The organism is Gardnerella vaginalis ATCC 14018 = JCM 11026, assembly GCF_001042655.1.
Lineage (GTDB): Bacteria > Actinomycetota > Actinomycetes > Actinomycetales > Bifidobacteriaceae > Bifidobacterium > Bifidobacterium vaginale.
In genome coordinates this window covers 1,594,232-1,607,702 of the sequence record NZ_AP012332.1, presented here as the reverse complement: position 1 = coordinate 1,607,702, position 13,471 = coordinate 1,594,232, and the positions used below count along the sequence as shown (strand labels likewise).

Annotated in this window: 11 protein-coding genes; 10 read left to right on the top strand and 1 reads right to left on the bottom strand. The window is 42.8% G+C overall.

What is annotated here, in order from left to right; translation table 11 throughout:
• The first annotated feature begins 189 nt into the window (after window positions 1–189).
• The 10 genes from clpB to GAVG_RS06265 all read left to right on the top strand — a co-directional run bounded on the left by clpB (window position 190) and on the right by GAVG_RS06265 (window position 11,685).
• A complete protein-coding gene (clpB, locus tag GAVG_RS06305; RefSeq protein ID WP_048653139.1) occupies window positions 190–2,784 on the top strand; it encodes an ATP-dependent chaperone ClpB in 2,595 nt (864 codons plus the stop codon).
• A gap of 266 nt (window positions 2,785–3,050) precedes the next feature.
• Window positions 3,051–3,239 (top strand): hypothetical protein, encoded by a 189-nt coding sequence (locus GAVG_RS07160; protein ID WP_013399346.1) that lies wholly within the window; start codon window positions 3,051–3,053, stop codon window positions 3,237–3,239.
• Window positions 3,240–3,265: 26 nt separating this feature from the next.
• A complete protein-coding gene (locus tag GAVG_RS06300) occupies window positions 3,266–4,036 on the top strand; it encodes an ABC transporter ATP-binding protein (RefSeq protein ID WP_004116382.1) in 771 nt (256 codons plus the stop codon).
• 530 nt (window positions 4,037–4,566) lie between these two features.
• Window positions 4,567–5,661 (top strand): hypothetical protein, encoded by a 1,095-nt coding sequence (locus GAVG_RS06295; protein WP_013399345.1) that lies wholly within the window; start codon window positions 4,567–4,569, stop codon window positions 5,659–5,661.
• Entirely contained in the window at window positions 5,651–6,382 is a 732-nt protein-coding gene (locus tag GAVG_RS06290) for a hypothetical protein (RefSeq protein WP_004137763.1), read from the top strand. The genes GAVG_RS06295 and GAVG_RS06290 overlap by 11 nt, the downstream gene beginning before the upstream one ends.
• Before the next feature lie 54 nt (window positions 6,383–6,436).
• Complete coding sequence (rmuC, locus tag GAVG_RS06285) at window positions 6,437–7,777, top strand: DNA recombination protein RmuC (protein WP_004137617.1); 1,341 nt, start codon at window positions 6,437–6,439, stop codon at window positions 7,775–7,777.
• A 57-nt stretch (window positions 7,778–7,834) separates the two neighbouring features.
• A complete protein-coding gene (locus GAVG_RS06280; protein ID WP_004573630.1) occupies window positions 7,835–8,683 on the top strand; it encodes a type I phosphoribosyltransferase in 849 nt (282 codons plus the stop codon).
• Between the two features lie 57 nt (window positions 8,684–8,740).
• Window positions 8,741–9,547: a TrmH family RNA methyltransferase gene (locus GAVG_RS06275; RefSeq protein ID WP_004116368.1), complete on the top strand. Its 807-nt coding sequence runs from the start codon at window positions 8,741–8,743 to the stop codon at window positions 9,545–9,547.
• A 132-nt stretch (window positions 9,548–9,679) separates the two neighbouring features.
• Window positions 9,680–10,699: an ATP-binding cassette domain-containing protein gene (locus tag GAVG_RS06270; RefSeq protein WP_004573631.1), complete on the top strand. Its 1,020-nt coding sequence runs from the start codon at window positions 9,680–9,682 to the stop codon at window positions 10,697–10,699.
• Window positions 10,696–11,685 carry an ABC transporter permease subunit gene (locus GAVG_RS06265; RefSeq protein WP_009993690.1) on the top strand — a complete coding sequence of 330 codons (990 nt, stop codon included), beginning with the start codon at window positions 10,696–10,698 and terminating at the stop codon, window positions 11,683–11,685. The genes GAVG_RS06270 and GAVG_RS06265 overlap by 4 nt, the downstream gene beginning before the upstream one ends.
• Before the next feature lie 142 nt (window positions 11,686–11,827).
• Here GAVG_RS06265 and vly read toward each other — a convergent pair whose 3' ends face one another.
• A complete protein-coding gene (vly, locus tag GAVG_RS06260) occupies window positions 11,828–13,378 on the bottom strand; it encodes a cholesterol-dependent cytolysin vaginolysin (RefSeq protein WP_004573633.1) in 1,551 nt (516 codons plus the stop codon).
• Window positions 13,379–13,471: the final 93 nt, after the last annotated feature.

Below are 13,471 nucleotides of genomic sequence, written 5' to 3'. Positions count from 1 at the left end.
TAGGAAAATACTTAGGAAAAGTCGCAAGCAACCGTTGTATAAGGAAACGCCACAAACATCTTGAAAACAAAACTTGAGTGTAGTAGACTCAAGTTTTAGAAATTGACGGAATGTGGTTTGAGCGTAATTGCAAAAATTGCACGCAAATCACCTAAAATCCGCTAGATAGCGGTGCAAATGGGGGTAAATATGGAACAAAAGTTTACAACCTTAGCGCAAGATGCATTAAGCGATGCTGTGCAAAGCGCGGCGGCAGCTGGCAATGCGCAAGTAGATACGTTACATTTGGCAGATGCCTTACTTCGCCAAGAGCAAGGCGTAGTGCGCGCGCTTATTGCACAGACTGGTGCAGATGCGCAACAAATCGGCGCTGAAATTCGCAACGCATTAGTGGCATTGCCTTCATCTACTGGCTCAACTACAACTAAGCCAGACGCAAGTCGTCAGCTTTTGGCTGCGTTAAGCCAGGCAGAAAAAGAAATGCGCACAATGGGAGACGAATACGTTTCTACAGAGCACATGCTTATTGGCATAGTTGCAAGCGCGCCGAATGCTGTTGCGGATATTTTCAAAAAGCACAATGTTTCTGCAGATGCGTTGCGCAAGGCTGTGCCAACTGTGCGCGGAGGCGCGAAAGTTACAAGTCCAGACGCGGAAGGCAACTACAAAGCGCTCGAAAAATATTCTGTTGATATGACTGCGCGCGCTCGCGAAGGAAAGCTTGACCCTGTGATTGGGCGAGATCAGGAGATTCGCCGCGTGATTCAGATTCTTTCTCGCCGCACGAAGAATAATCCTGTGCTAATTGGCGAGCCAGGCGTTGGTAAAACGGCAGTTGTAGAAGGATTGGCTCAGCGAATTGTGGCAGGAGATGTGCCTACGACTTTGCAAAACAAGCGTCTTATCAGTCTCGATTTGGCTTCGATGGTTGCAGGTTCGAAGTATCGTGGCGAATTTGAGGAACGATTAAAGGCAGTGTTGAAGGAAATTCAGCAATCGGACGGTCAAATTATTACGTTTATTGACGAAATTCACACTGTTGTTGGCGCAGGATCTGCAGAAGGTTCAATGGATGCTGGCAATATGCTTAAGCCAATGCTTGCGCGCGGTGAGCTGCGCTTGGTTGGTGCAACTACGCTTAACGAGTATCGCGAGCATATTGAAAAGGATTCGGCGCTTGAACGCAGATTCCAGCAAGTATTTGTTGGCGAGCCATCTGTTGAAGATACGGTGACGATTTTGCGCGGACTTAAGCAACGTTACGAAGCACACCACAAGGTGACGATTAGTGACGATGCAATCGTAGCTGCAGCAACGCTTTCAAACCGCTATATTACTGGTAGACAGCTTCCAGATAAGGCGATTGATTTGGTGGATGAAGCGGCAGCTCACTTGCGCATGGAGCTTGATTCTCAGCCAGAAGAAATCGACGAATTGCAGCGCAAAGTTACGCGTCTTGAAATGGAAGAAATGCAATTAAAGAAAGCAGAAGATGCTGCTGCTAAAGAACGCTTAGAAAAGTTGCAAGAAGAATTAGCAAACTCGCGCGAAAAGCTTACTGGATTGAAAGCGCGTTGGGATGCGGAAAAAGCTGGCCATAACAAGGTTGGTGATTTGCGAGCGCAACTCGATGCTAAGCGCGTAGAAGCCGACAAATTCACGCGCGAAGGCAATTTGGAGCAGGCAAGCCGTATTTTGTATGGCGAAATTCCAAGCATTCAAAAAGCTTTGGAAGAAGCGGAATCACAGGCTGCTAATGCTAAGAGTGAAGCGAAAGAGCCAATGGTCCCAGACCAGGTTGATGCCGATTCTATTGCAGGAGTTGTTAGCGAATGGACTGGCATTCCTGTTGGTCGCTTAATGCAAGGCGAAAATGAGAAGCTGCTCAACATGGAAAAGGAGCTTTCTAAGCGCGTTGTTGGCCAAAGCGAAGCAATCCGCGCTATAGCGGATGCTGTGCGCAGAAGCCGTGCTGGAATTGCAGACCCGAATCGCCCAACTGGTTCGTTCCTATTCTTGGGTCCTACTGGCGTTGGTAAGACGGAGCTTGCAAAGGCTCTTGCCGACTTCTTGTTTGACGACGAGCGCGCAATGGTTCGCATTGATATGAGCGAGTACATGGAAAAGGCTTCCGTTTCACGGCTTATAGGTGCTGCTCCTGGTTACATTGGCTATGAGGAAGGCGGCCAGCTTACTGAAGCCGTGCGACGCCGCCCGTATTCTGTAGTGCTTTTTGACGAAATTGAGAAGGCACATCCAGAAGTATTCGACGTTTTGTTGCAGGTTTTGGACGATGGTCGTTTGACTGACGGGCAAGGTAGAACAGTTGATTTTACGAATACGATTTTGATTATGACATCAAACTTGGGTTCGCAATTCCTTGTGCAAGAGGGCTTGGATGATGATGCTAAGCGCAAGGCTGTTATGAACGCTGTTCACGCTGAGTTTAAGCCAGAGTTCATTAACCGTTTGGATGAGCTTGTTATGTTCCATCCGTTGAGCCGCGAAGAGCTTGGCGGAATTGTGGATATTCAAGTTCGTCAAGTGGCTGCACGCTTGAGTGATCGCCGTATTAGCTTGGATGTGAGTGATTCTGCTCGCGCTTGGCTTGCGGAGCATGGCTATGATCCAGTTTACGGTGCTCGTCCGTTGCGTAGATTGGTTCAAACGGAAATTGGCGATCAACTTGCGCGATTGTTGCTTTCTGGCAAGGTGCATGATGGGGCTCGCGTAGTTGCGGATTGTGAGAATACTAGCGACCATGTAACCCTAAAGATTGCGTAGTGCCTGCATTATTTAATGTAGTCAAATAATATAGTCAAATAAAACAAAGCGTGCTGTTTATTGGATTATTTTCCATTAGACAGCACGCTATTTTTGTATCTAAATAAAAAATATTTGTAGAAGGAACTTGAAATAAAAAGGTGGAATCCCCCTTAATTTTTCAAGTTATTGCTGATAATTGGCATTATAGGATATGCATATCTTTTAAAATTTTAATTGGTTTTTATAAAAATCTATTTTTTTTATATTGAATTATCATAAAATATATGTACGTATTCAAGGCTGAATACGTTATGAAGCAGATTGAAAATGGAGATACGAATATGTTCGCAAAGAAAGGATTTGCAATAGTTGCGCTTGCTACTATTGTTTATACTGTGCCAATTTCAGCTTATGCTCAGATGAGTGGTTCTGTAGTTGGAATAGACAGAGAAAATATACGAAGTTGTAGGTAAGTAGTCTAGTTATTAAGTGGTGAGATATGCAAGAATCATATACGGGCTCAGATGTGCAACTTGTTAATGTGAATTTTTCGTATGGGAAAAAACAAATTTTGCATAATCTTTCTATAGATTTATCTTTTGGCATATGTGGTCTTTTGGGGCCAAATGGTGCTGGGAAAACTACTCTGCTTAACGTTATAGCGACGATTTATGCTCCCTCTAGTGGGAAACTTTTTGTTCATGGCTTTGATGTAACTTGTCGTGCGGAAAGGGCTAAAGCTCGGTCAAATATTGGTTATTTGCCACAATCATTTGAACTTATGAATGCATCGAGTGTGTTAAAAAATGTTCAATATGCCGCATGGGCGCGAGGTTTATCGTGGAGCGCTGCGTATCAAGCTGCTTGGAATGCTCTCAAACAGGTTGGCTTGGAAAAACAAGCACATCGCATCGTTGCTAAAATATCAGGAGGTCAGCGTCAGCGTGCTGGTATTGCTTGTGTGATTGCTAGTCAGCCTGCAGTACTAATACTTGATGAGCCTACTGTTGGTTTAGATCCTGAGCAGCGTATTGATATTCGTAATTTTCTTAAGTCTTATTCGCAAAAGCATACTGTTATTGTCAGTACACATTTAGTAGAAGATTTAGCAGTAATTGCGGATCGGGTTATAGTTCTTAATGAAGGAATTATATTGCTTGATGGGAAAATGGATAATCTTCTTCAGTATGCTAATCGTGAAGATCTTATGGTAACTCCATGGGAATCAGGATATAGGCATTTGCTATCTAAATTTCATAAAAGTGAGTAGTAGCAGTAACTGGATATGTATAGTTTCTTATTTTGTTAATGTGGTAGTGAGTAGGGATGTGATTAAATATGCGTCAATATTCTAACTTTTTAACTGAATTCAGATTTTTTACGAAAAGTCATAAGAAGTGCACGATTGTTTCACATATTATGTCCCCATTATCTCTAATAAGCAGTTGTATTTTTAGCTTATTTTTGATTGCATATCCTATTTTTTTGGGTGTGGCAAATTTTTTAGCGCATAATAATAATTATGCGCTTTGGTTAAGAATTGATGTCACATGGATGCATTGTTTGTCTGATATTGTTGCTTGCATTTTTGGCGCATGGTGTTCATGTAAAGCTTGCTCGCCCAGATGTTTGGTCAATTCTGCGTGGTGTGCAGGAAAATCAGCCAGTCGTTACGCTATTCCTATACTAAAAGGCGCTATACTGTGCAGTTTGTTATATTGCGTAAGTATATTGCCAACAGTAATTCAGAGTGATGTAAATATTACAAATTTTCCGTATTTTCCACTATTGTGTGGAGGCGTGACGCCGAGTGCATTTTTTGCAATTGGTTTTACTTTAGGGGTAATTATTGGCAATCGTTGGGCAATTGTATTATCAGCTTTATTATCTTTTGCAATAATTTGGTGCTGTATTTATGGCGTCATTATAATGCGTAATGGCGTTATCCCTCAGGGAGATATTTTTCCTAGATATTGGGGTAGTAGTTTATACGCAATACTTCCAGTGTCGGATGCTGGTATTGGTGCTGAGCCTGGTTTGCGAATGAACCCATGGTTGGTGACTTTGCGCATATTCTTTGTGTGTGTTGTTATCGTTTCATGCATTCTTTGTTGCGCGCATATTAGATATTTTTGGCAAAAGGGATCTTATTGGTGCATAAAAGCAATAAGTATTTCTTTAATTATGCCAATAGTATGTGCTTGTTGTATAGCTATGTGGGGTCCAAAACCTTGGATTCGCTCTGGACCTTTTGTGCCTCAGTGTACGACGTTTAAAGATACTGCTTTTTCTGTTTGTGTACATCCTGAAGAAGCTTATATTCGTAAACTTCGTGCTGTTAAACATTTGAAAACTGTTGCTTCTTGGTTTCCTAAGAATCAGAGAGATTCGCAAGGCAAAGGAATTGTGCTTGTGCTTGGAAATGCGTTTACTCCAACAAATACTGAAAAATCTTGGAATCTTACTAATAGTGGTTTAATAAAGTTACGTAATCTTAAAGCTACTGTTATTCAACAACAAACAGATACATTTGTTAGGCGTTCTGAGAAATATGGTGATATGACTGGTATCGCTCAAGAAGTGTTACAAAGATTTGTGCCTGCAAAATGTGCATCAAATGCTATGAAAGAAGTATATGTAAAAAAGAATCTTGATTCAAACGCTTCTGTTACAGCATTTTTGCTTGCTCAGCTTCCTTCTCGTATAAGTAATGATGTGTATGGGTCATATGGATTTATTCCAGGTGAAGCAAACGATAAAGTGGCTATGAGTATTAATAATGCTGATGATGCTAAGCTGAAACAATTTGTAAAAAATCATGTTAAAGAACTTAATCAATGCCGCATAACTCCACAACAAGTCTTATCGGAACTTGGTGATAAGCATGAAAAATAATTTTCGCGCTTGGCTTGAAGGTAGGCATTATATTGTTGCAATCGTTGCAATTTTATTGTCCGTAGTCCTTCCCTCTTTAATGCTTGTTATATTCAGATCATTTGTAACGCAGTTGCCAGTTTATGTTGGTTATATTTGTTTGCCGGATTCTGCTAATGTGCATAATGCGGTAGGAGGTATAACGTTTCAATGTCAATCTGGTAGTAGTGTTGTTAATTTTGTTGTTCCTCTGTATGAAGTTATTGTAGTTGGGTTTATTGCCGCGGCATTCGTTTGTCTTGCTCCGATTATGGTATCGTGGGAACGTTTCGTGATGAAAAGGTTGCGAATATATGCATTGAGTGCTGCTTTATTGTGTTTGTTTGTTTCATTTGGCGCTTCAGTGTTGATTGTTCGTATAGTTGACTTGCAGCTATTTAGTACATTGCAGATGATTTTAGGTAATGCGTGGATTGATATTGTGCTCATAATGATTGGATTAGCCTGTTTTGGAAGGTTTTACGGTCTTGCATTTGGTGTCTTTTTAGTGGTGATGAATATTGCTACACAAGGTTTGCAAAGTAAAATTGGATTGATTTTGCGATGGTATCCTTCTGGAACTTTGCCTGTAATTCCTGGACAATCCATATTGTTATACGTCATTGTTGTGCTTACTGTAATTGCAGTTTGCCTATGGAGCGGCACGTGTGGACGTGGATTGCTTTATTTTGAACGTGCTTAAAAGACGTGTCTAATTATGTTTCAAAAGTCAACTCAATAGTGTTTAATAGAACGTATGTTCGATAATATTGTGATGTTTGTTTTAATGGTGGTTGCTGTCGTAATAACCGCCATTGTTGTGCTGGCTATTGTTAAGCACAACAATGGAACGCAAGGCTCTAATGGCGTAAGCCAACGCGAATTTAACGAATTGCGCTCGCAGTATGAACAAGCGCGCGCTCAAGCGCAGGAAAATGGCAATCAAGCTATACGGTATCGCACTCAAGCAGAGCAGCTTGCTGAGCGATTGAAATTTGTGGAGTCTGAGCTGCTAAAAGCGCAGCAAGCAGAACAATTGCGAGTGAATCGCGAAGAACAATTGCGTGCAGAGCGAGAAGAACGCGAACGATTAAATCGTGAAAAAACTTTGAAAGAGCAAGGTAAAGTCTTGGAAGCGCTTGCTCCAGTAAAAGACAATCTTGAAGCTCTGAAGAATAAAGTTTCGCAGATTGAAGAAGGACGCAAGCAAGAAATGGGTGTGCTGAGCACTCAGCTTAAAGGCTTAAGCGAGCAGCAAACAAGGCTTGACCGCGAAACTAGTTCGCTTTCTGCAGCATTGCGTAATAACAAGGTTCGCGGAGCTTGGGGTGAGGCTCAGCTAAAGAATATTGTGGAATCTGCAGGTTTGCTTGAGCACGTTGATTTTGATACGCAGGTTGTTGTAACTGGAGTAAATGGCGAACAGCAGAGGCCAGATATGGTTGTGCATCTGCCAGGAGGCAAAACAATTCCAGTTGATGCAAAAGTTCCATATGCGGATTATCAGCGTGCTTGCGAAATCCCAGATAACGCAAGTGACGAAGAATTAGCTAGAAGGAGCGAGCTTCTAAAAGCGCACGCTAAGGCTTTGCGAGAGCATGTTAGAGTATTAGGAGCTAAAGCGTATTGGCAGGCTTTTGAAACAGCACCAGACTTTGTAGTTGCATTTATTCCAAACGAAGCGTTGCTTCAGGCGGCTCTTGAAGCGGATCCAACGCTTATGGATGATGCCTTTGCGCAAAAAGTAGCACTCACTTCCCCAGTTACTTTGTGGGCTGTGCTTAAGTCTGTTGCGTACGCATGGCAGCAGCAAAGTCTTACAGATGATGCGAAAGAACTTTTCGATTTATCTAGAGAATTGTACGATCGCTTTGCGGTTCTTGGAGAAAATGCTTCAAAACTTGGCGTATCTTTGGCAAGAACAGTTGCAGCTTACAATAAGTTTGCTTCCTCGCTTGAGTCGCGAGTGTTGGTAACAGCGCGTAAACTTCAGAAGTTAGATCAAAGTAAAGTTATTGCTTCAATAGATCTTATAGATTCTGATAAAGCTGATGTTAAAGAGCTGAGCGCTCCGGAAGTATCAGTAGAAGATCGTTAAGCATAAAAACATTAAAGCATCAAAAATTGAACAACTCTAAATGCTAAGGAGTGCAAAATGACAGAATTACAAGAAGAGCGCGCGGAACTTAAGCGCATGCTTTGTGCGGATATGAGTGCGAAACCATTTAGTGAACTGTTTTCTGTTACATTTGCTCAGCGCGGCTCCAAGTTGGTTGGTGATGTTCTTTTTGATGCAATTGAGAAAGCTGGGTATTCGTTAGAACGCGATGTTGACGCAGTTGGAGCGTTAACTGCTGCTGCAGTGCCTATGGTTTTTGCGCTTATTCATGCTGCAGAACGTAAAGGAATTGCACTCGACGGCTTTGTTATGGATTTTGTTTTCCCTGCAACAAAAGGTCCGTCAGTTAAAGGCAAGCGAGTATTGTTACTTGACTCTTGGCTTTCTGAAAAATCGTATGTTCAAACTTCTTCGCTTGTGACTTTACGACACGGAAATGAATTAAGTCTTGATTTTGGCATTGTTAATCAGCAAGGCGCGCAAATTCTTGCTATAGTTGCATTAATTGGTGGTGTTGACGCCGACGAACAAGGCACAAGGCATCTTCAATTAGTAAATCCAATAAGTAAGGAGAGTACTAAAATGGCATTTGTTCAAGCTTTCGGTGAAGAAGAATTACGCGCAGATGCAGAACACGAAGATTGCTGCAACGATCATTGCTGTGGCGGTCATTGCGAGGTTAAATGCACGGGTGATTGTGCTCATGATGGTTGCACTGAGCCTTGCTGTGAAGATAATTGCTGCGGTGGCCATTGCAAAGTAGAGTGCACTGGCGATTGCAAGCATGACGGTTGCACTGAGCCGTGCTGCGAAGACAACTGCTGTGGCGGTCACTGCAAGTCAGACTGCACAGGAGATTGCGTAACAGACGGCTGCCAAGACTAGCTGCAAAGACTAGCTGCCAATACTAAGCAAAAGTATTAAACGGAGCAAAACTTATACATGCACGAACCGAATCCAATTACTTTGGCTGCAAAAGCTTCCGATGAGCCAGAATTCCGACCTATAGGAGTTGGCCCATGGGAAGAAGAACATCCAGGTGAGCCTCGTCCAGATAATCCAGAATCGCCAAATTACGATGTGCGGTTTAGCGCTGAATTACTAGACGAAGGCGACCAGCGTAACGTCTTAGATTGCTACCGATACTGGAAAGTAGAAGATATAAAAGCGGATCTCGATTCTAAAGGCCGTCATGAGTTTGAAGTAGCTGTAGAAAATTGGACTCACGATTTCAACATAGGCTCTATGGTTCGCACTGCAAACGCGTTTACTGCGAAAAAAGTGTATATCGTAGGGCCTCATAAATGGAATCGCAAAGGCTCGTTAATGACTGAGCTTTACCAATACGTTGAGTGCTGCCCAACTATTGAAACTCTAGTAACTAATTGGCGCGAAAATATAGCACGAGAAACAGAAGAAGCGCATCAACTTTTGCTTAAAGCACAAGCAGATGGCAATAAAGAAGCCGAAAAAATCGCAAATATCAAGGAACAAGACGCTAAAAACGCTCGCGTTATAGCGCTCGATATTATTCCAGGCGCAGTTGCTATGGAAACCTACAAGTTCCCTAAACGTTGCCTTATGCTTTTTGGCGCGGAAGGTCCTGGTCTTTCTAAAAAAGCACTAAAAATGGCGGATGACGTTGTTTACATTTCGCAATTTGGCTCTGTTCGCTCGCTAAACGCAGGAGCAGCCGCAGCTGTTTCCATGCACGCGTGGATTGCGCAACATGCAGCACCAAATTGCTGAATCTTAATAAGAGATTAATTAAAATTTCATCAGCAAGATCTCAACAAAAATATTAATCAAAATGCAGCAGCCTGTACTCATAAACACTTACATTTTAGGTGTATTTTTTTTTATTTGTGATATTGTTAATTTATGTTAGAATTTCAACATATTACAAAGCGTTTCGGCGCAAAAACAGCGCTTAACGACGTTTCTTTCGTCGCCGAAGACGGCAAAGTCACAGGCTTTTTAGGACCTAATGGCGCTGGTAAATCTACCACCATGCGTTGCGCGTTAAATCTTATTCATGCCAATAGTGGTACTTCTCTTATTGACGGAAAACCTTACGCAAAAATCGTATCCCCAATGACAGAAGTTGGCGCAGTTCTTGACGCAAAGTCTGCTCACAGGGGCCGTACGGCTTACAATCACCTGTATTCATTGGCTTTAACTCACGGAATATCAAAAAAGCGCGTTGACGAAGTGATTGATATTACTGGATTATCAAGTGTTAAAACCCGCAAAGCAGGATCTTTCTCGCTTGGTATGAGCCAGCGTCTTTCCATTGCGGCGGCTCTTTTAGCAGATCCGCACAATCTTATTTTGGACGAGCCAATTAACGGCTTAGATCCAGAAGGCGTTAAGTGGGTTCGTGAATTATGCAAGTATTACGCAAGCGAAGGCCGTGCAATACTTCTTAGCTCGCACTTAATGAGCGAAGTTGCGCTTACTGCAGATAACCTTGTGATTATTGCGCATGGCGAGATTTTGAAGCGCACAACGGTTCAAGATTTTGTTGACGCACATTCGCAGCACGCTGTGCGACTTGTAACTCCAGAAGGCGAAAAGCTAAAGCAAGTGCTTGCTCAAAATCATCCTGAGTGCAAGATTTTGCCAGATAATCGCACACCTCAAGACGTTCAAGAAGGCGAACTTTTTAGAATAACAGATTGCGAACTAAGTCAGATTGCGCGAGAAATTGCGGATAATCAAATTTTGGTATATCAGCTTAATTACGAGCACGCGTCACTTGAGGAAGCATATTTGGCTCTTACACACGGTCAAGAGCAGTATGTAACGAAGGCTGTTCCTAGCAGCGGCTCGAAGCCGAGTGAACAAAAGCCGAGTGAACAAAACGTAGAGCAATCTAATAATGAGGAGAGTGCAAAATGAGTGAGCAAGTAGCAAATCAACAAGTGCAATCTTCTGAGTTCAACGCACACCAATCCAACGCGTACAAAACAGGCCGCAGCATGAACGCTCAACACTTGCGCCTAACATTTATGCACACGCTTAAATCCGAGATTGTTAAGTTGCGCGGACTTGCATCCACCTGGTGGTGCATGGCATTAACAATTGTTTTGCCAGTAATCTTTAGCTTTATTATAGCGATTGTGCAAAAAGCAATGTCTAAAGTTGACATTAAGAATGGAGCAAATCAAGGCAAATCAAGCGCTGCAATTACTGTTGGGCCGAGCAATAAAAGTAGCCTTATTGCATCTCAAGATAGCATTTTCCACTTAGTTATTAGTTTTGCTTCTGTATCTTTGATTGTTCTAGCGATTTTTGCAGTGCTTGCTGTAACCGCGGAGCATTCTACAACTTCGATTCAGGCTTCTCTTACTGCTGTACCTAGAAGGGGTATGTTCTTTACGGCTAAATTTATTGCTGTTGCAATCTACGTTTTTGTAGTGCAACTTATTGCAATGGCAGTTTCGCTAGGCGCTGCAGAATTAGCCTTTATAGGAGACAACACTTCTGGATTATCTGGAAGCAACGCGTGGAAATTGCCTCTTACGCTGTTTCTTGGCTCTCCTGCAATTATGGTTGTTGTAGCAGCAATGGCGTACGGCTTTGGCATGATTTGCAAGTCAACTGCTGGCGGAATTATGTGCGTTATTGGAGCCGTGATGATTTTGCCTAGTGTTCTTAGCATTATTATGTTTGCAAGCAATTTCGCGAAGTGGAATTCAATACTTATACAGCTTTTGCCAGCCACAGCGGTGGAGAAATTCTTGGGCGGCTCCCCTAATTCGGGTGCACAGCTTCCACCAAACGCATATGTTTTTACATGGTGGCAATCAGGCTTGGTGGTTCTTGCTTGGGGCGTAGTCATGTATGCAATTGGCCACGTTGTGGAAAAGCATCGCGATATTTAGCGCGATATCTAAAATATTTAAATATTCTGCAAATAATATTTTGCAAAAACAATAAGGGCTTTATCTCGTAACTGACTACAAGATAAAGCCCTTTCCTGTGTTTACTTTTCTATTTTTCTATATTTAATCATGTGTTATGAATTCAGTCGTTCTTTACAGTTTCAGCAACGCGAGGCCACAAGGTTGTGCCCCAGTTGCTAATAGTACGCTGACGAACTAGTGGCAAATCAGAACGGTCATATACTGTGCGCCATGGTTCCCAAACCAAACCAGTCTTTTCAACCAACTTGATTCGTAGATTGCGTACATTTCCTTTGAACTGAATAGTGGTGTTGAAGTGAGCTGTACGATACTTACCATTGCCTTCCCAAGCGCGAGAACGCACGTAAGGAGTGCCGTCAATTTCGGTGCCGTACTCATCCCAGTAGATGTAGTAGCGAGCTACATAAGCTCCACGGTGGTCCAAAGTCAAGTAGCCATTGCGATAAGAAGAAACCTTCGTTTCAATATAATCGCTGTTGGATTGCAAAGTTGCTACTTCGTTATCCTTGACGAAGGAAGTGGTGTATGCAATTGGAACCGCTGGGCTAGAGGTGCTCAAATTTGCACCTTCCTGAATCAAAGCCTTAAGCGTATCGATATTGCCTGTAATAACTTTAGCTGCACCATTAGCGCTGCCACCAAGAATCACTGCAGTAACAGAAGTATTCTGGAGAATGCGATGGAATTCGGTGTTTGGCTTGATTTCTACGCCCTTAATTGCTGCTTCTACCGCAGCCTGGAAATCAGTGCTCTTGCTGGTGGTATCGAACTTTACGTACATTGAGCGACCATAAGCTACGTTTGACACGTAAACTGGTGGGCGCTTGTTGTCAACGCCACGGTTCTTCAAGCTGTCTGGCGTAGTGCAAGGAGCAAAGAAATCTGCTGGGCTATCTGGTGCATCAACGCTTACGGTGTAGTAAGTTTGCTTGAAGTTCACAATTTGAGTCTGCTTCTCACCCTTGTGTACTGCATCGAAATCAATCTTCAGCGGAACACCAATCTTGGCAAAATCAGCACCAAACTTAGCCTTGAGCTGGTTCATGCTTTGTGCGCTTGCAGAATCGTACTGCATGCGAGCTGCAACATGATGACTTGCTCCATATTGTGCATTCCACTTAGAAACTAAGCCGTTCACTGCGGAAGTTACAGAGCTCTTGGTTGGGCGCTGAACAGTTACAGCACTTTCGCCGCCGTGGAATCCCGGCAAATCAACGCTCAACGTTATTGGAGCGCGGTTTGCAGAAATCAGGCTTGGCATATTGTCCATCAAATTCTTATCAGCACGGAAAAGAGCACCTGGGTATACGCGATCATCGTTGGCGGAAGTAACCGACAAATTTGAAGTTGTATTGGTGATGTTCTTCTTCTGATGCTCAACAACAACGAATTCACCGTTCTTGTTGAAGCTGTCGCTGGAGAATTTGTTCTCAATGGTTTCGCCATGACGGGCGAGAATGTTTGTTTTATCGTATTGCAAATCCCACAAATAATTATTCAACGAGTCTTTCTTAGCTGCGCAAGATGTAGCTGGTTCAGAATCCTTAGCGGAAGGAGCGGCCATTGCTGGTGCTGCTAAGCATTGTGGAACAATAGTTGCGCCCGCGAGGAGCAACATTGCTGCATTACGGTAGAACTTTGTACTCTTCATATGTATCCTTATATTATGATATTTTCTGTTATTTTTTATGAGATACCGTAACTTATTTGCTTCTATGCATGGCATGCTTCGCTGCATTAGCTT

What these genes read in the sequence shown, in the direction of transcription:
- clpB (WP_048653139.1), top strand. Translation starts at nt 190, where the DNA reads ATGGAACAAAAGTTTACAACCTTAGCGCAAGATGCATTAAGCGATGCT.
- GAVG_RS07160 (WP_013399346.1), top strand. Translation starts at nt 3,051, where the DNA reads ATGTACGTATTCAAGGCTGAATACGTTATGAAGCAGATTGAAAATGGA.
- GAVG_RS06300 (WP_004116382.1), top strand. Translation starts at nt 3,266, where the DNA reads ATGCAAGAATCATATACGGGCTCAGATGTGCAACTTGTTAATGTGAAT.
- GAVG_RS06290 (WP_004137763.1), top strand. Translation starts at nt 5,651, where the DNA reads ATGAAAAATAATTTTCGCGCTTGGCTTGAAGGTAGGCATTATATTGTT.
- rmuC (WP_004137617.1), top strand. Translation starts at nt 6,437, where the DNA reads ATGTTCGATAATATTGTGATGTTTGTTTTAATGGTGGTTGCTGTCGTA.
- GAVG_RS06280 (WP_004573630.1), top strand. Translation starts at nt 7,835, where the DNA reads ATGACAGAATTACAAGAAGAGCGCGCGGAACTTAAGCGCATGCTTTGT.
- GAVG_RS06275 (WP_004116368.1), top strand. Translation starts at nt 8,741, where the DNA reads ATGCACGAACCGAATCCAATTACTTTGGCTGCAAAAGCTTCCGATGAG.
- GAVG_RS06270 (WP_004573631.1), top strand. Translation starts at nt 9,680, where the DNA reads ATGTTAGAATTTCAACATATTACAAAGCGTTTCGGCGCAAAAACAGCG.
- GAVG_RS06265 (WP_009993690.1), top strand. Translation starts at nt 10,696, where the DNA reads ATGAGTGAGCAAGTAGCAAATCAACAAGTGCAATCTTCTGAGTTCAAC.
- vly (WP_004573633.1), bottom strand. Translation starts at nt 13,378, where the DNA reads ATGAAGAGTACAAAGTTCTACCGTAATGCAGCAATGTTGCTCCTCGCG.